General features: G+C 41.4%; 14 protein-coding genes. 5 read left to right on the top strand and 9 right to left on the bottom strand.

Annotation, left to right across the window (positions count from 1 at the left end):
- Positions 1 to 59 precede the first annotated feature (59 nt).
- The 4 genes from DD649_RS04320 (at position 60) to DD649_RS04335 (ending at position 3201) form a co-directional block, all read left to right on the top strand.
- Positions 60 to 800, top strand: a complete 741-nt coding sequence (locus DD649_RS04320) for a fimbria/pilus periplasmic chaperone (protein ID WP_294103994.1) — start codon at positions 60 to 62, stop codon at positions 798 to 800.
- A gap of 33 nt (positions 801 to 833) precedes the next feature.
- Positions 834 to 1460: a fimbrial protein gene (locus tag DD649_RS04325; protein ID WP_294103996.1), complete on the top strand. Its 627-nt coding sequence runs from the start codon at positions 834 to 836 to the stop codon at positions 1458 to 1460.
- Positions 1461 to 1478: 18 nt separating this feature from the next.
- On the top strand, positions 1479 to 2006 hold the full coding sequence (locus DD649_RS04330; protein WP_294103998.1) for a fimbrial protein: 528 nt from the start codon (positions 1479 to 1481) through the stop codon (positions 2004 to 2006).
- Between the two features lie 112 nt (positions 2007 to 2118).
- Positions 2119 to 3201, top strand: a complete 1083-nt coding sequence (locus tag DD649_RS04335) for a hypothetical protein (protein WP_294103999.1) — start codon at positions 2119 to 2121, stop codon at positions 3199 to 3201.
- Positions 3202 to 3376: 175 nt separating this feature from the next.
- Here the strand turns inward: DD649_RS04335 and narI are convergent, their stop codons facing one another.
- The 5 genes from narI to DD649_RS04360 form a co-directional block, all read right to left on the bottom strand.
- Positions 3377 to 4054: a respiratory nitrate reductase subunit gamma gene (gene narI / locus DD649_RS04340; protein WP_294104001.1), complete on the bottom strand. Its 678-nt coding sequence runs from the start codon at positions 4052 to 4054 to the stop codon at positions 3377 to 3379.
- Positions 4051 to 4773, bottom strand: coding sequence for a nitrate reductase molybdenum cofactor assembly chaperone (narJ, locus tag DD649_RS04345; protein WP_336429242.1), 723 nt, complete (start codon positions 4771 to 4773; stop codon positions 4051 to 4053). Before narJ ends, narI begins: the two co-directional genes overlap by 4 nt.
- Complete coding sequence (gene narH / locus DD649_RS04350; protein WP_336429244.1) at positions 4770 to 6311, bottom strand: nitrate reductase subunit beta; 1542 nt, start codon at positions 6309 to 6311, stop codon at positions 4770 to 4772. The genes narJ and narH overlap by 4 nt, the downstream gene beginning before the upstream one ends.
- A complete protein-coding gene (locus DD649_RS04355; RefSeq protein ID WP_294104003.1) occupies positions 6311 to 10072 on the bottom strand; it encodes a nitrate reductase subunit alpha in 3762 nt (1253 codons plus the stop codon). The genes narH and DD649_RS04355 overlap by 1 nt, the downstream gene beginning before the upstream one ends.
- A gap of 69 nt (positions 10073 to 10141) precedes the next feature.
- Entirely contained in the window at positions 10142 to 11539 is a 1398-nt protein-coding gene (locus DD649_RS04360; RefSeq protein ID WP_294104005.1) for a NarK family nitrate/nitrite MFS transporter, read from the bottom strand.
- Between the two features lie 376 nt (positions 11540 to 11915).
- Between DD649_RS04360 and narL the strand changes: the two genes are divergently transcribed.
- Positions 11916 to 12572: a two-component system response regulator NarL gene (narL, locus tag DD649_RS04365; RefSeq protein ID WP_294104007.1), complete on the top strand. Its 657-nt coding sequence runs from the start codon at positions 11916 to 11918 to the stop codon at positions 12570 to 12572.
- Between the two features lie 62 nt (positions 12573 to 12634).
- On the opposite strand, the gene DD649_RS04370 is transcribed toward narL, so the two are convergent.
- The 4 genes from DD649_RS04370 to DD649_RS04385 all read right to left on the bottom strand — a co-directional run bounded on the left by DD649_RS04370 (position 12635) and on the right by DD649_RS04385 (position 17683).
- Positions 12635 to 13789, bottom strand: coding sequence for a sugar diacid recognition domain-containing protein (locus tag DD649_RS04370; RefSeq protein WP_294104009.1), 1155 nt, complete (start codon positions 13787 to 13789; stop codon positions 12635 to 12637).
- Positions 13790 to 13805: 16 nt separating this feature from the next.
- Complete coding sequence (locus DD649_RS04375) at positions 13806 to 14999, bottom strand: glycerate kinase (protein WP_294104012.1); 1194 nt, start codon at positions 14997 to 14999, stop codon at positions 13806 to 13808.
- Positions 15000 to 15033: 34 nt separating this feature from the next.
- Positions 15034 to 16374, bottom strand: a complete 1341-nt coding sequence (locus tag DD649_RS04380; RefSeq protein ID WP_294104013.1) for an MFS transporter — start codon at positions 16372 to 16374, stop codon at positions 15034 to 15036.
- 124 nt (positions 16375 to 16498) lie between these two features.
- The gene (locus DD649_RS04385) at positions 16499 to 17683 is read right to left on the bottom strand and encodes a thiolase family protein (RefSeq protein ID WP_294104015.1); all 1185 of its coding nucleotides are present in this window, start codon (positions 17681 to 17683) and stop codon (positions 16499 to 16501) included.
- Position 17684 lies beyond the last annotated feature (1 nt).

Genomic DNA, 17684 nt, shown 5'->3' on the forward strand with positions numbered 1-17684 from the left:
CGTCCTTTTAAACAAAAATCATTTTATTTAAATAAGTAAAGAGTAAAGGTAATAACCAAATGAAAATCAAACACACACTAATCAGTAGTCTTTTAGGATTACTGGGACTAATTCAAATAGCTGAGGCTGCTGTATCATTAGATAGAACAAGGATCATCTTTGATGGTGAAAATAAATCTATCTCTTTAAACATTACTAATAATAATAAGCAACTACCTTATCTTGCACAAGGTTGGATTGAAAATGAAGAAAGTAAAAAAATAACATCACCACTGATTGTATTACCCCCTGTTCAACGATTAGAACCAGGAAAATCAAGCCAAATGAAAATAGAATCTCTACCGGCAATAAAAAACTTGCCACAAGATAGAGAATCTTTGTTTTACTTTAATATGCGAGAAATACCACCTAAAAGTGATAAACCAAATACATTACAAATCGCATTACAAACAAAAATAAAATTATTTTATCGCCCGGAAACTATTACACCACAAAAAAATAGTGCGCCATGGCAAGAAAAATTACAACTTGAGAAAAAGGGGGATACCATTTTTATTAAAAACCCAACCCCTTATTATGTGACTATTATTAATGCGGGTGCTAATGCAACTACTGATGCGAAAGCCTTTAACCCTATCATGATTGCACCATTTGGTGAGGAAAATATTGGCATGACAAATAGTCAATTAGGTAATACCCCCGTAATTACTTATATCAATGATTATGGTGGACGCCCACAATTAACCTTTAGCTGTCAAAATACAGTTTGCTCTGTTGCACAAGATTCATTAACAAAATAATAAGCCAATTTGAAGCTAAATGGAGACGCATTCATGACCTCAAGAGCACATCATCGACTTTATCAAGGATGTATAGCAAGCCTATTTTGCTTAGCGGCAGTATTACCTGCAATTGCAGATAATAACGACCATATATTTAGGCCCACAGATGGCTGGGAAGTTGATGGTCAACATGGCGTTATTCATGTTTCGGGGGCTTTAACTGAAAACCCTTGCCGATTAGCTATGGACTCCAGCAATCAATCTGTATCTCTTGGTAATATTTCTTTTGCAAATCTAAACCAGTCTACAGGCTGGGGGCGTCAAGTTCCATTTCAAATAGAATTGCTCGACTGCTTAGAAGTTCATACTGAATTACAAAATCTCCAAACTGGTAACACTGTTTGGAGCACCACCCAACCTGCGGTAAAGGTGAGGTTTATAGCACCAACAGCGCCTCAATATACGGATATTGTTCGTGTTAATGGCGCACAAGGGTTAGGACTACAAGTGATGAATGTTGCAGGCAAAGCACTCCCTATTGGAAAAGATAGCAACCCCATGTTAATTGCTTCTGGGCAAAACCGTTTAACTTATTATGTCACTGCTGTCAGAACTTCTGGCCCTCTAATTCCCGGCGCTTTCTCAGCATTAATTGCCTTTGAAATGCTGTATGACTAATACAGAAAGGTAAAAATTATGACAATTAAAATTAAAGAAAAAAAAATATTTCATCACCTTGCTAGGTGCATTTTATCAACTATTTTTTTATTCTACAGTGGTCTTGGTTTCGCTGAAGTCTTTAATCTTAGTATTAAAATTGATGTTATTCAAAAAAGCTGTGATATTTATGGTGATTTAGGGCCTAACCTTCCTATTGAAATTAATTTTGATGAAATAAATCTCAATGGATTTACCAGTGAAAACTATGCTCGAAATATTAATTACAATTTAGATTGTGGTGATAAATCTTCAAGTAATCCGAGTTTAAAATTAATATTTGAAAGTAGTAGCTCAGATTTTGATACTACTTTAGTAGAGACATCAAACCCTAATTTAGGTTTAAAAATACTAGCGGATAATACATTGTTATCACCTAATCAGCCTCGTAACTTTATGTACTCTAAAAAGCCCTCACTCAGCGTACTTCCTGTATTAAATATAGGAAAAGAGATAGAACTAGGCCCATTTAGCTCAACGGGTATTCTTAAGGTTGAATATCAATAATATTTTTCAATATAAATATTACTGAGCGTATCCACCATATATAAATAAAAATATCTAATATCATTTTATATAAAAAATGAAATTCAGATATTCAATTGTTTTTGAGGTTTTTATGAAGATATTTTTCTGTTTTTTAAGCTCATTTTTTTTATTTTTTTCATTACCAGCAAACGCAGTACAATGGATATATGGCGATAGCGGTTATGGGGACTTTCCATTAGCAACTCAATTTAATCGAATATCTTGGAGTACCGTAGGTTCAATTTACCAAATAGGTGGTCTCTCTAGTGAAACTTATAGCACTTATAATGCAAATACTTATGGTTGTAGTGGGCCAAATAATTGGTGTTCCGTTAGCGTAAAATTTGCCCAAATTGGCTTTTCTGGCGGAGTTATTCAATTTGACTCAAGTGGAACACTACCGATAGGAACTACCTCCGGTAATAAATGTTACATCACATCAGCAACAAGTATTGTAGGTACCTCTGGTGGTTTTGGTAGTGACATCCATCAATATAAAGAGTTTAGAAATACGAACTTTGCTATTAATGATACCGGTTGGATAGCCGTTGATGGTGCGTGCAGTAATTTGACACCTAGCTCACCTTCTATTTCTCAATTATCTATTATAGTGCCAGAAATATCGGGTTATATACCAATGCTTGTGAGTGGCGCAACTTTAGCACCGAGAGAATCATCGCTTATCTCGGGTAGAGATGTATCCGTTATACAACGTGGCTTTACATCTACAGCAAATATTAAGCCTATATCAAGAATTATCGCTTGTAGTGAACCTACATACTCAAAAACAACATGTAGTACTTCCCATTATGTTTTCTTTCCAAATTCAATCGGCCCCAATGTTCCTGATGTAAGTTGTGATGTGAGTGTCCCGAAAGAAATAACAATTAGTGATGTTTCTACTAATGACTTTATTGGAAAAAAAGGAAGTGACACTATTTATGCTCAATGTTCTTTACCTGCAACACTTTCGTTCCAGATGTCGAATAATGGAATAGTAAAAGTTGGGCCTTTTAATGTGACTACACTGATTGATAACAAATCATCACCAAAAATTACTATCCCAGAAAATGGAAAAAACATTAATATTAGTGCTGAAATAAAAGGAAATAACAAAACGGTTGAGGCTGGTAGCTATGAAGATACCGTTGTTATTGTTATGACTATTTCATAAAAATTCAGTATGAATAAACGAAATCAAGAATGTATTGAGAATAATGAAATCGCCATAAAAAACCCCATTTTGAGAAAAATGGGGAGCTACATTAGCAATATTTGTTGTTTACACAAGAACTCGGTTACAAACGAATTTATATAGGCTCCATGCTTTACAACATAGAGCCTAATAATTAATGACGATTTCTCACTAATTGATAGCGACGGGTAAGATATTCAACAGGGGCGCTCCAAATATGCACAAGACGGCAGAATGGAAACACCAAAAATAGCGTCATACCTAAAACAAGATGCAATTTAAATACGATCCCAACACCTTCAAGATAATGGGATGCACCCCACTGGAATGTCACGACAGATTGCGCCCATCCCACTAATTTCAACATTTCACTACCATCCATGTGCTGAGCAGAGAATGGAATAGTGAGTAACCCCAAACAGACCTGTACCACCAGCAAAGTTAAGATCATAATATCGCCGAATGATGATGTGGCTCTGATACGAGGGTTAGTTAAACGGCGTTTAAGTAACATCGCACCACCAATCAATACCATCAGCCCACAAGTACCGCCGCCAATCATCGCCATTAATTGCTTAATATGCATTGGTAAAAAGGACTCATACATCCAGTGTGGTGTTAACATTCCCAAGAAATGCCCTACAAATACACCAATAATACCGATATGAAACAGGTTCGATGCTAAACGCATATTCTTTTTATCGAGCATTTGGCTTGAGCCAGCCCGCCAACTGTATTGGCCATAGTCATAACGCAACCAACTACCAACAATGAAAACGGTTCCTGCAATATAAGGGTAAATATCAAAGAAGAACTGGTTGATAAAATTCATTTTTGGACTCCCGAATGATAAACCGTATCAAGGTTCAAATATTGAGGAACAACCGCATTGGCAAAGCGTTGTTGATGAGCAGTTACTTCGCTGTCACAGGTTTTTTCATCCGCAAAAAACTTCACTTGCTCCTCTTCCCAAACCGCATCTAACGCCTGTGGAGTATCGTCCCGCGCTTCTGCGGCAACTTGCCCACTCAGGTGGTTGGTTTCAAGCGCACTATTTGAAATTTCCAGTAATAGCTCAAATAACACATCAAAGCGACTTTCACGCTGTATTAACCGCTCGCCAAGTAATGCCAAAATAGGCGCGATATCATTTAAACCTTCACGGCTTTGTTCTAATGGAAGTGCCGTTAAATATTCTAAATAAATGGGCAAATGATCTGGTAATTCACGACAATCAATCTGCAATCCTTGTTGTTGATATTGCGCCATTAAGTCGACCATTGCCTGCCCTCTATCACGCGACTCACCATGGACATGTTCAAACAACAGTAATGATGTCGCGCGCCCCCTATCGAACAGTTCGCAGTACTGTGCTTGCATCTCTAGAAGGTCTTCATTTAAATACTCACGCACAAACATCATAAGCTGAACTGCGCTAGTCACGGGTAGCTCATCCGCTTGTTCTAAGGCAACAATCAGTTCATCACGATGTTGCCAAAGTGCCTCGGATGGATATTCCAGCAGGCGGGAAATCACTTTCAATGACATCATAATGTCTTCTCCTGTGATGTTTTTGGCGTCACATCGAGTGCATCAATACGACGGCTATTGAATAGATTTGCCTTTGTATCGCTGCCATGACAACCGTCACCAAAACTAAAACCACAGGCTTTCGCTTCAGGAAATGCCTCACGGGCTAATTCACGATGACTTGATGGAATAACAAAGCGGTCTTCATAATTCGCGATTGCCAAGTAACGATACATTTCTTGCGCTTGCGCCTCAGTCAAACCAACTTGCTCTAATGCACTGGTATCACACTGGTTTTCAACGGTTTCTGCGCGTTTATAATGGCGCATCGCTAACATTCGTTTTAATGCCAACAACACTGGCTCAACATCCCCTGCGGTCAATAAATTTGCGAGGTATTGCACCGGAATACGCAAGCTTTCAACATCCGGTAAAACCCCTTTATTGGCTAACATGCCTGAATCCGCAACCGACTGGATAGGTGACAGCGGCGGAACATACCAAACCATTGGCAAAGTGCGGTATTCAGGATGTAATGGCAGTGCTAATTTCCACTCCATCGCCATTTTATAAACTGGTGATTTCTGCGCTGCATCAATCACACTCAGTGGAATGCCTTGTTTTTGAGCTTCTTCGATAACCAGTGGATCATGTGGGTCAAGGAACACATCGAGCTGACTTTGGTATAGATCAGTTTCCTTTTCCACACTTGCCGCTGACTCAATTTTGTCTGCGTCATACAACAACACGCCGAGATAACGAATACGTCCAACACAAGTTTCGGAACATACCGTTGGCATCCCTGATTCAATACGTGGATAACAGAAAATACATTTCTCTGATTTACCGCTTTTCCAGTTAAAGTAGATTTTTTTATACGGACAACCGGTTAAGCACATGCGCCAGCCACGACATTTGTCTTGATCAATAAGCACAATACCGTCTTCAGAGCGTTTATATATCGCCCCACTTGGGCACGTTGCCACACAAGCTGGGTTTAAACAGTGCTCACAAAGACGCGGCAAATACATCATGAATGTATTTTCAAACTGCCCGTACATCTCTTTTTGAATATTCGCAAAGTTAGTGTCCTGAGCACGTTTAACAAACTCGCCGCCCAAATCATCTTCCCAGTTTGGCCCCATGTTCACATTGGTCATGCGCTGACCTGTGATCAGTGAACGCGGACGAGCTGTAGGCACATGCTTGCCTTCTTTAGCATTTTTGAGATGACTGTAGTCATAATCAAAAGGCTCATAATAATCATCTAATGCAGGCACATCTGGGTTAGCAAAAATTTTCGATAACAGCCCCACTTTGTTACCCATACGTGGGACTAATTTACCTTTAATATTACGGATCCAGCCGCCTTTCCATTTTTCCTGATCTTCCCAATTATGGGGATACCCAATACCCGGTTTAGTTTCGACGTTATTAAACCATGCGTATTCAACCCCTTCGCGACTGGTCCACACGTTTTTACAGGTCACGGAGCAGGTATGGCAACCAATGCATTTATCAAGATTCAGGACCATGCCAACTTGAGAACGAATTTTCATTATGCTTTCTCCTTACCACTCAGCGTTTGCTGATAGCCATCTTGTTCGCCATCGAGCCAATCCACCTGCTTCATTTTGCGAACCACCACAAATTCATCGCGATTCGATCCCACGGTACCGTAATAATTGAAGCTATAAGCCAAGTGCGCATAGCCGCCAATCATATGAGTTGGTTTAGGACACACTCGTGTAACCGAGTTATGGATCCCACCGCGCTGTAAGGTAATTTCAGAACCTGGCAAATTGATCAAACGTTCTTGTGCGTGATACATCATGATCATGCCATCAGGAATACGCTGGCTGACGATCGCTTTTGCCGTTAACGCACCGTTACTGTTAAAGGCTTCAATCCAATCGTTATCCTCAACGCCTAACTGACGCGCATCCTCTTCACTCAGCCATACCACTGGACCGCCGCGCCCAAGGGTTAACATCAATAAGTTATCGCTATACGTTGAGTGAATACCCCATTTCTGATGAGGAGTTAAAAAGTTCAATGCTTTTTCAGGGAAACCATTTGGTTTTTTACCCATTAATGGCTGCGCCGCACGCGTATCAATTGGTGGGCGATAGACCACCAAACTTTCCCCAAAGGCTCTCATCCATTCATGATCTTGATATAACTGCTGACGACCACTCAATGTGCGCCATGGGATCATTTCATGCACGTTGGTATAACAGGCGTTATAAGAAACATGTTCATCTTCTAGACCTGACCATGTTGGGCTAGAGATAATTTTGCGCGGCTGCGCGACAATATCGCGGAAACGAATTTTTTCATCTTCTTTATTGCGCGCAAGATGGGTATGGTCACGTCCGGTTATTTTACTGAGCGCATCCCAAGCTTTAACTGCCACTTGCCCGTTAGTTTCGGGGGCTAAAGTCAAAATAACTTCTGCGGCATCAATCGCAGTTTCAATTTTTGGTCGGCCTTCATTCGCGCCGCTAGGTTGAGTTTTATTCAGTTTTTTCAGGAAGTCGATTTCATCCTGCGTATTCCAATTAATCCCTTTGCCACCATTTCCTAACTTGTCCATTAAAGGGCCAAGCGAGGTGAAACGTGCATAAGTGGCCGGATAATCACGTTCAACGGCAATAATATGCGGCGCTGTTTTTCCAGGGATCAATTCACACTGATCTTTTTTCCAATCACGTACATCAAAAGGTTGCGCCATTTCAGCCGCGCTATCGTGTTGAATCGGCAATGTCACCACATCGGTTTCTTTCCCTAAATGGCCGACACTCACCTCAGAAAAGGCTTTCGCGATCCCTTTATAGATTTCCCAGTCACTTTTCGATTCCCAAGCAGGGTCAACAGCAGCAGATAACGGATGAATAAACGGATGCATATCCGAGGTATTCATATCATCTTTTTCATACCATGTAGCAGTTGGTAAAATGACATCAGAAAAAAGGCAAGTGCTCGACATTCTAAAGTCCAATGTCACCACTAAATCCACTTTGCCTTCTGCTGCTTTATCTGCCCATTCAACCTCTTCCGGCTTCACGCCACCTTGTTTCCCAAGGTCAGAGCCTTGAATACCATGGTCAGTGCCTAGCATATATTTCAATAGATATTCATGCCCTTTCCCTGCGGAACCCAACAGGTTAGAGCGCCAAATAAATAAGTTTCGTGGGAAATTTTGAGGGTTATCCGGCTGTTCTGCCGCAAAGCGGATATTGCCTTCTTTCAACTGCTTAACGGTATAGTCAACAGGCGACATCCCTTCACTTTCAGCCTGTTTTGCAATATTGAGTGGATTAACCCCCAATTGCGGTGCAGAAGGTAACCAACCCATGCGCTCTGCACGCACATTCATATCAACCAAACTACCCGTAAAGGCTTTTTTATCCGCTAACGGTGACAATAGCTCTTCCGTACTGACGGTTTCATAACGCCATTGACTTGAATGGTTATAGAAAAATGATGTGCTATTCATATGACGAGGTGGGCGCTGCCAATCAAGTGCAAAAGCCAGTGGTGACCATCCTGTTTGTGGACGCAGTTTTTCTTGTCCCACGTAATGCGACCAACCACCGCCACTTTGCCCAACGCAGCCACAGAAAACTAACATGTTGATAATGGCGCGATAAGTCATATCCATGTGATACCAGTGATTAATACCGGCACCCACGATCACCATCGAACGACCATGGGTTTTCTCGGCGGTATCTGCAAATTCACGAGCGATACGAATAATATTTTGGCGGCTCACTCCTGTGATTTTTTCAGCCCAAGCCGGCGAGTATGCTTTCATTTCGTCGTAATCAACGGCGCAGTTTTCATCACCAAAACCACGGTCAATACCATAGTTCGCCAACATCAAGTCATACACGCTAGTGATTAGTGACTCACTACCGTCAGCCAATTGAATACGTTTCACCGGCAATTTATGCAGTAAAATTTCGTTTAACTCTACATTTTGAAAATGCTCACTTTCCAAACCACCAAAATAAGGGAAACCAACGTCAACCAGTTCATCACATGTCTGTGCAAGGCTTAATTGCATTTTGATTTCGTGAGCATCTTGTCCTGCTCGCGGTTCTAAATTCCACTTTTGGCTCGCATCCCAACGAAAACCCATCGACCCTTGAGGGGCACATAAACTGCCTGTTTCCTCATCAATAGCGACCGTTTTCCATTCAGCATTTTTTTCCTCGCCCAACGAATCGATTAAATCTGCCGCACGTAGCATGCGCCCAGCGACATAAGTGCCATCCTCGCGTTTATCCAACATCACCAACATTGGCATATCGGTATAAGTACGCACATATTCGCGAAAATATTCTGCTTCACGTTTCACGTGGAACTCATTGAGGATCACGTGGCCCATTGCCATCGCCATGGCACTGTCCGTCCCTTGTTTTGGGTTCAGCCAATGGTCGCAAAGTTTAGCAATTTCAGCATAATCAGGGGTAACAGCAACTGTTTTGGTGCCTTTATAGCGCACTTCGGTGAAGAAGTGAGCATCAGGTGTACGAGTCTGCGGTACGTTAGAACCCCAAGCAATAATGTAAGATGAGTTATACCAATCGGCAGATTCAGGAACGTCTGTTTGCTCACCCCATGTCATCGGCGAAGCTGGCGGTAAATCACAATACCAATCATAAAAACTCAGGCACGCGCCACCAATTAATGATAAATAGCGGGCACCGGAAGCATAGGAAACCATCGACATCGCTGGGATAGGAGAGAAACCCACGATACGGTCAGGACCAAACTCTTTAATCGTAGCGACGTTGGCCGCCGCAATCAGTTCATTCACTTCTTGCCAGCTTGAGCGCACAAAACCACCGCGACCACGGGCTTGTTTGTAGCTCTGCGCTTTTTGTGGATCGTTGATAATAGAAAGCCATGCTGCAACGGGATCGCCTTGCTCGGCTTTAGCTTCTCGCCACAGTTTTAATAAGCGTTTACGCATCATTGGATATTTCACCCGATTCGCGCTGTATAAATACCATGAATAGCTCGCCCCACGAGGGCAACCTCTAGGTTCATGATCGGGCAAATCAGGGCGAGTACGAGGGTAATCAGTCTGCTGCGTTTCCCATGTCACCAAACCATTTTTGACATAAATTTTCCAACTACATGAACCCGTACAGTTCACACCATGGGTTGATCGCACAACTTTATCATGCTGCCAACGGCTACGATAACCATCTTCCCAATCACGATTTACATCGAGATCTTGGCCGTGACCGCCTGAAAATGTGTCACCAAGCTGTTTAAAATAACGAAATCTGTCTAGAAACTTACTCATTCGGATTGCCTCCAAAGAGACGGCGATTAACGCCGTACATTGCTTAAAATGAATCTTTATTGATTGTTATTATTTGTGTTTACGCCCGTACACCAGCCACGTGATAAACACACAAGAGATATAGAACACAAAGAAAACTTTCATCGCATCAGCAGGTGAGCCTGTCAGAGTTAACGAGGTACCAAATGCTTTAGGAATAAAAAAGCCACCAATTGCACCAATCGCTGAAATAAAACCTAACGCCGCTGCACTTTCGGTCACCGCTTCTTTTTGTGCTTCTTGCTCTGTAGCTCCTTGAGACATCACTCTGTCGACTGTTAACTTACGAAAAACAACTGCGATCATCTGGAAAGTCGAGCCACTGCCTAGTCCTGCGGTTAAGAACAACACCATGAACACACCATAGAATGCGGCGAATGAACCGCCTTGCCCCTGCTCAGGTAAAGTAAAAAACAGCAACCCAGAGAAAATCGACATCACCACAAAATTCACTACCGTCACTTTGACGCCACCAAAACGGTCAGACAGCATGCCGCCAACAGGACGTGCAAGTGCGCCGAGGAATGGGCCAAAGAATGCGAATTTTAAAATAATGACATCGGGGAATTGTGTTTTGGATAACATCGCAAACCCCGCAGAGAAGCCGATAAAAGAGCCGAATGTGGCTAGATATAAAAAGCTCAATATCCATAAGTGACCACGTTTTAAGACAGGAAGTTGCGCTTTAAGAGAGGCTTTATTTGTGGCTAAGTCATTCATTCCAAACCAAGCCATCACGGTAAAAAACAGTAAAAATGGCACCCAGATCCAAGCCGCATTTTCTAGCCACAATACGGAACCATCAGGTTGAACCGTGCCTGTTCCGCCCATAAAGGTGAATACGCCAACACCAACAATAAAGGGAGCGACCAACTGCATCACACTAACGCCTAAATTACCTAGGCCACCATTTAAACCGAGTGCGCCACCTTGGCGTGCTTTAGGAAAGAAAAAGCTAATATTTGCCATGCTTGAAGCAAAATTTGCCCCGGCAAAACCGCACAAAAGAGAGATAATGACGAAAGTTTGATATGACGTAGTCGGATTTTGCACCGCATAACCCAACCAAATACAAGGGATCACTAAAAAAACGGTACTAATAGCTGTCCAACGACGGCCACCAAAAATAGGAATAACAAACGAATATGGCACACGTAATAACGCACCTGAAACAGAAGGAAGTGCCGTTAATAAAAATAACTGGTCGGTCGTAAAATTAAATCCAACTTTATTTAAATTTACCGCGACTGCACTAAATAACATCCATACACAGAAAGCTAATAATAAACTCGGAATTGAAATCCAAAGATTCCGACTCGCTATTTTCTGTCCTGTCTGTTGCCAAAACTGTGTATCTTCAGGACGCCAATCCTGAATAACAGTATTGGATTGCTTTGTTGATAAATTTAAATTATCTCTTTGAGACATAAACCACCCCAATAAATATCATTCTCTGGGGGCAGTTTGTGGCGAATTAGCGACCGTGAAGCTGATCTAAATCAAGAGACTTTCAGTTGGAATTTTAGCTATAACACAGCTCACCCCATAGAGAGGTATTAGGAGTATATAGATTTAATTCATTGAATATTAAATCTAAATAACAATTCAAAATAAGAGTAACCGTTCTTGTTTTTCCATTATTTACTCACTCAGCTATTTAGGGGTAATACCGAAGTAGCATATTTAATTAGACCTAATCCATTAACAATATAGCCGCAAGGATAAATAGAGTGAATGACAAAATTTATTTATCAAAAAATTAACTCGAGTTGTTAAAACAAATAATGCGCTGGAGTCATCATTAATGGAAAATATCAATATCCCCATCGGTCAATCGACTATTTTGCTCATTGACGATCATCCTATGCTCAGAAATGGTATCAAGCAGCTCATCAGCTTAGAACCTACTCTTAAAGTCATTGGTGAAGCAGAAGATGGCGTAATGGGGATTAAAATTGCAGAAGAACACGATCCTGATCTTATCCTACTTGACCTTAATATGCCGGGAATGAATGGTTTCGAAACATTGAGTAATCTAAGAAAACGCGAACTTTCTGGTCGTATTATTTTGTTTACTGTATCAAATTATCGTGATGATTTAGTCAACGCCTTAAAACAAGGCGCTGATGGCTATTTACTCAAAGATATGGAACCTGAAAAATTTCTTATGGCACTTAAAGAAGCCGCCAGTGGAAAGATGGTGATTAGCCCAACACTCGCTTCGGTACTTGCCGAATCTCTCAGAGAGAGCCGTAATCACCATGACAATCATCCTCCCGTATTAACGCCAAGAGAATCTGCAATTCTAGATTTAATCGCACAAGGATTAGCCAATAAGATGATTGCCAATAAATTACAAATAACAGAAAGCACCGTCAAAGTGCACGTAAAACACCTACTCAAAAAATTAAATTTAAAATCACGCGTTGAAGCCGCAATTTGGGTATTGCAGCAAAAATAGTATTTGAGTAACCCTCCCACCATATTATTTCATTCAGTAATGGTGGGTAAAAACACCGTATTTTACGTCAGAGCATCTAGCCAAGGCTGTTGTTTAGGATATCGGCGTCTATAGCCATAAATCGCAACGGAAAGCTGAATTAAATCCGTAAATTTAGTCGGGTCAAGACCCGTTTGTTTTTTTATTTGCTGTAAGCGATAACTTAATGTATTTCGATGAATACCAAGCTGTAATGCGGTGCTACCAACTTCACCATTTTGCAATAAAAATAACTCTAAAGTTTCAATGAGTATTTCACCTGAGTCGTGTAACAAGATTTTTTTACAGATATTCAAGAAAAAATTAAACAAATAACTATTTTCTAATTCATTAAACAAACACAATGAAGCCATCTCTTTAAATAAAAAAACTTGTTTTTCTGGTAATGTCACACGTCCTACATCAATCACCGAGCGGGCAAAATGCACAGCATCCCGTACATGCTCTTCACTATCCGCTTGTACGCCAACACCAATGTAATACTGACTTAATTGGCTATCTAAGATGAAATGCAAACTAGGAATAAACGACTCTTGCTTGTATTGCTCTGAGGGAAAAAGCATCAATATTTCACGGCTATTAAGCAGCAAAACATCGCTATTTTCCATTGAAGAAAGCTCAGTAATAATAGAATCTAAAATTTCAGGACGATATTGAATCGCTTCGATGTTAATAATAACGGGGATGGTAGGTAATAAAAATGCAAACCCTGAATTATGTAATTTTAATAATGCGCTTCGCCCTTGAACAGGCGTATCACTCTCAATAAATTGGACAAATAACATATCTCGTAAGCGATGCTGCCAATTAATACTTCTGCGCTCAACTTCTTGTTGTATCAATAATTCTGCGGTAAGAATAGCAAGCTCCGCATAGCGCTGGATTACAACGGGATCGCCACTAACACCTATCACTAGCTCAACATTATCTGCCACAATTATAGGATGATTGATCCCCGGCGCTACATTGGAATAAGCGCGAGCTTCATTTTCGTTATAAATGGTGATCCGCTTACCACAGCGAATGACTTCAACCGCCGCTTCATGTGTCTCACCAATACGCTTTTTCTCACCGGAGGCGATAATAACACCCTGACTATTAATTACATTGACGTTGTGATGGATAATTCCCATAGCACGCGTGACAATATCATTGGCTAATTTGTCCGTCAGTAGCATCTTATCGCCTCATCATTTAATGTTTCACTATCTTATTAGTATCCAACAATACCTTACTTGATAGCGCTTTACCTGATAAGACAGTACGTAATAGATTTTCTGCTGTATCAGATAAATACCGTGCTCCATTAGTCATCGCTTGTTCCAGTGTTATAGGCCCCGGACAAAGTGACCACATCGCAGTAATACCATGTTGATATAACAGGCGACTATCGTCACTGTATCCACCACATAATGCAATAGTGGGCACGCCGTAATGATTTGCCATACGTGCAACCCCCACAGGTGCTTTACCATTTGCACTCTGACTATCTAGCCGCCCTTCTCCGACAATCACTAAATCAGCCTGTTGAATATAGGACTCTGCACCAAGCAAATCTAAGACTAAATCGATCCCTTTTTCGAGTCGAGCGGACACAAACCATTTTAAGCCCGCACCGAGTCCACCAGCCGCACCACTGCCAGCCTCCAACGAAAAATCTTTCCCCGTTGTTTTGAACATCAATGCTGCAAAATGCGTCATACCCGCTTCGAGTTTATCTAACGTCGCTTTATCCGCCCCTTTTTGCGGACCATAAATGTAAGTGGCGCCATTGTCTCCTAACAATGGATTTTCGACATCACAAGAGACGCTAAATTCAACAGAATCTAATCGTGAGTCTAGTTCCTCGATGCTGATTTCCTTAATATTAATCAGATCTTCACCACAAATAGGATGAGTCATTACTTGCTGATCACGACCATAGAATTGAGCGCCCAAAGCTTGTGCAAAACCGACTCCACCATCATTAGTTGCACTTCCTCCTATTCCCATAATAATACGGGTACAACCAAGATTGAGGGCGTGTAAAACCATTTCACCCAAACCATAAGTTGATGCTTTTTCTACTTGGCGATGTTCACTTTTAACTAACTCTAAGCCGCAGCATTGAGCCATTTCAATAAATGCCGTTTTACCGTCTAAAACGAGGAGTCTAGCATCAACTAAACTACCATAAGGCCCAGTACAACTGAATGTATGAGGTATCACTCCAGATAAAATGAAGCTATGTTCTAGAGAATCAAGCAAACCTTCCCCACCGTCTGAAATAGGCAGCAACGTCACATCCAGATCCGTGGTAACACGCTTGAAACCCTCGGCAACAGCCTGGCAAGCTAACTGGGCTGAACAACTTCCTTTAAAGGAATCAAGTGCGATAACAATTTTCATGCAGACTTTCCTATTATAAATGGCAGTGAGATCTCTATTTAGTTTGCTCCGATGCAGATAAATCAGCCTGCTCATGCGTATTCATTCCACCCGTTTTTACGCGAAAGGCAAGCAGAGTCCCGACGACCAATAAACCAACACCAAACCATAAACCTGAGGTGGCAGTTCCAGTATAGTCTTCGAAAAAACCAAGAATAAACGGTCCAAGAAAACCACCAAACAGCCCTAAACAGTTCAATAAAGCTAAACTTCCGGCCAGCATACTTCCGCTCATATAGGTTGGAGGCAAAGAGAAAATAATTGATTGAACAACAAAGAACATCAGTGCGGTTAAACAAAAACCAATCATCCCGACAATCGGACCACCGAGTGCACCGATAGTTAAGCCCACGGCCATGATGGCATAACCTGAAATTAAAATACGCGATGACCGACGAGGTGTATTAGCTCTTCTTGCAATAAAAATACCGCCAATGGCTGCGGAAATCCAAGGAATGGCTGTTAATAAACCAATTTGTATTGGCGTTAATTTTCCATATTCACCAATAATAGTGGGTAAAAAATAACTCAAGCCATAAACCGAGAATTGGTGGGTAAAATAAATAGCCACAATCATCATGAAAGCTTTATTTTTAAACGCAGCTTTTAATGAAAACTTGCTATTATTCACACTAGTCGTATTTTTATCCTGCTCATGCTTATACTTAATATAATTCCTATCTTCATCATCTAACCATTTTGCATCCTCTGGCTTATTCGGTAAGACAAACCACACCACGAATGCTAAAACCACCGCAGGTAAGCCTTCAATAATGAACATCCATTGCCAACCATGGAAACCTAACATGCCATCCATACTCAGCAATAAGCCACTTAATGGCGCACCAATGATGTTAGCAAGACAGACACCGAGTAAAAATAACCCCGTCGCTTTAGCCCGCTCTTCTTGGCTAAACCAGTAAGTCATATACAAAATAACGCCTGGATATAGGCCAGCTTCAGCAGCACCAAGTAATAAACGTAGAATATAAAAAGAGGTAGGGCCGGTTACGAATGCCATCGCGGCAGAGAGTAAACCCCAAGTGATCATGATCCGCGTGATCCAAAAACGCGCACCTACTTTTTCCATGATCAAATTACTTGGGATCTCAAGAATCGAATAAGTCAGGAAGAAAAGCCCTGCACCAACACCAAATGCGGTGGCTGATAATCCTAAATCAATTGACATGGCGGTCTTTGCCATCCCAATATTTGTACGGTCAATAAAGCTAATAATGTAAGCCAATATCAGTAGCGGCATTAAATTACGATATATTTTTGAATTTGTTTTTTTGCCCTGTACTGCATAATCTAACTTTGCATTTGTTGAAAACATAGCTAAGATCCTCATGTTGCAAGTAAAACAGGTATGGCTCTTCTTCATATGTGACCAATACCTGTTGTTATTACGTTAGCAACAGCCCGACGCCCCACGTCGGGCTTTTTGCTTTTCGTATTTTTTATTCTTTTTCAAACAACATTGATATTCCTTGTCCACCACCGATACACATCGTCACTAACCCTGTAGAGACCTGACGGCGTTCCATTTCATACATTAATTTGACCGGTAAAATTGCACCGCTTGCGCCCACAGGATGCCCTAATGCAATGGCACCTCCGTTAACATTCACTCGTGAACTGTCTAATGACAAATCATTCATTACTGCAATCGCTTGTGCGGCAAACGCTTCATTCAGCTCAATTAAATCAATATCGTTCACATTCATATTGAGTTTTTTCATCAAGCGATGAGTTGCAGGCGCAGGCCCAAATCCCATAATGGCAGCATCACAACCGGCAACAGCCCAATCAACAATACGCATTCTTGGCTTCAACCCTCGTTTCTCAGCCTCTTCACGACGCATCATAACAAGCGCGGCTGCACCATCATTAATACCTGACGAATTCGCCGCCGTAATAACACCGTCTTGTTTAAAAGCCGGACGAAGTTTGGCGAATTTTTCTCTTGGTGTATCACGAGGGTGTTCATCTGTATCAAAAATGCGACTACCTTTGCGCCCCTCTTGAACTTCAAGAGGTAGAATTTGTTCCGTAAAATAACCTGCTTGAATTGCTTTTAACGCTTTTTGCTGGCTATCCCATGCAAAATCATCCATCGCTTCTCGTGTAATATTAAATTGTTCGGCGACATTTTCGGCGGTCATACCATTATGATAAGGGCCTTCAGGCCATGTCAGAATAGATGTTAAACCATCTTCAAGCACATCATTACCCATGCGGTAACCGTAACGCGCCTTGCGCAGATAATAAGGCAGCTGTGTCATATTTTCTGTACCACAAGCCACCACCACATTCGATTGCCCGGTTTGCAGTAACATCATGCCATCAGCCAGTGCCTGTAACCCTGAACCACACTGACGATTTACTGAATATGCCGTTGTTTCTTTTGGCAAACCTGCGCGTAATTGGCAAATACGTGCAATGAAACCGCTTTCTGCAATTTGCCCCACATTACCGACAATCACCTCATCAACATCCGCAGGGTCAATACCAGCTCTTTTGACCGCTTCACGGATCACTTCAGCGCCAAGATCATGTTGATGCGTATTCGCAAAACTGCCACCCATCGTACCAATCGCGGTTCTAACACCACTGACAATCACAATATCATTTGCTTGTTTCATA

The sequence above is a fragment of the Providencia sp. genome, from assembly GCF_003533305.1.
GTDB lineage: Bacteria > Pseudomonadota > Gammaproteobacteria > Enterobacterales > Enterobacteriaceae > Providencia.

Excerpts from the sequence above, each read along its gene's own strand:
- DD649_RS04320 (WP_294103994.1), top strand. The coding sequence starts at position 60 with ATGAAAATCAAACACACACTAATCAGTAGTCTTTTAGGATTACTGGGA.
- DD649_RS04325 (WP_294103996.1), top strand. The coding sequence starts at position 834 with ATGACCTCAAGAGCACATCATCGACTTTATCAAGGATGTATAGCAAGC.
- DD649_RS04330 (WP_294103998.1), top strand. The coding sequence starts at position 1,479 with ATGACAATTAAAATTAAAGAAAAAAAAATATTTCATCACCTTGCTAGG.
- DD649_RS04335 (WP_294103999.1), top strand. The coding sequence starts at position 2,119 with ATGAAGATATTTTTCTGTTTTTTAAGCTCATTTTTTTTATTTTTTTCA.
- narI (WP_294104001.1), bottom strand. The coding sequence starts at position 4,054 with ATGAATTTTATCAACCAGTTCTTCTTTGATATTTACCCTTATATTGCA.
- narJ (WP_336429242.1), bottom strand. The coding sequence starts at position 4,773 with ATGATGTCATTGAAAGTGATTTCCCGCCTGCTGGAATATCCATCCGAG.
- narH (WP_336429244.1), bottom strand. The coding sequence starts at position 6,311 with ATGAAAATTCGTTCTCAAGTTGGCATGGTCCTGAATCTTGATAAATGC.
- DD649_RS04355 (WP_294104003.1), bottom strand. The coding sequence starts at position 10,072 with ATGAGTAAGTTTCTAGACAGATTTCGTTATTTTAAACAGCTTGGTGAC.
- DD649_RS04360 (WP_294104005.1), bottom strand. The coding sequence starts at position 11,539 with ATGTCTCAAAGAGATAATTTAAATTTATCAACAAAGCAATCCAATACT.
- narL (WP_294104007.1), top strand. The coding sequence starts at position 11,916 with ATGGAAAATATCAATATCCCCATCGGTCAATCGACTATTTTGCTCATT.
- DD649_RS04370 (WP_294104009.1), bottom strand. The coding sequence starts at position 13,789 with ATGCTACTGACGGACAAATTAGCCAATGATATTGTCACGCGTGCTATG.
- DD649_RS04375 (WP_294104012.1), bottom strand. The coding sequence starts at position 14,999 with ATGAAAATTGTTATCGCACTTGATTCCTTTAAAGGAAGTTGTTCAGCC.
- DD649_RS04380 (WP_294104013.1), bottom strand. The coding sequence starts at position 16,374 with ATGTTTTCAACAAATGCAAAGTTAGATTATGCAGTACAGGGCAAAAAA.
- DD649_RS04385 (WP_294104015.1), bottom strand. The coding sequence starts at position 17,683 with ATGAAACAAGCAAATGATATTGTGATTGTCAGTGGTGTTAGAACCGCG.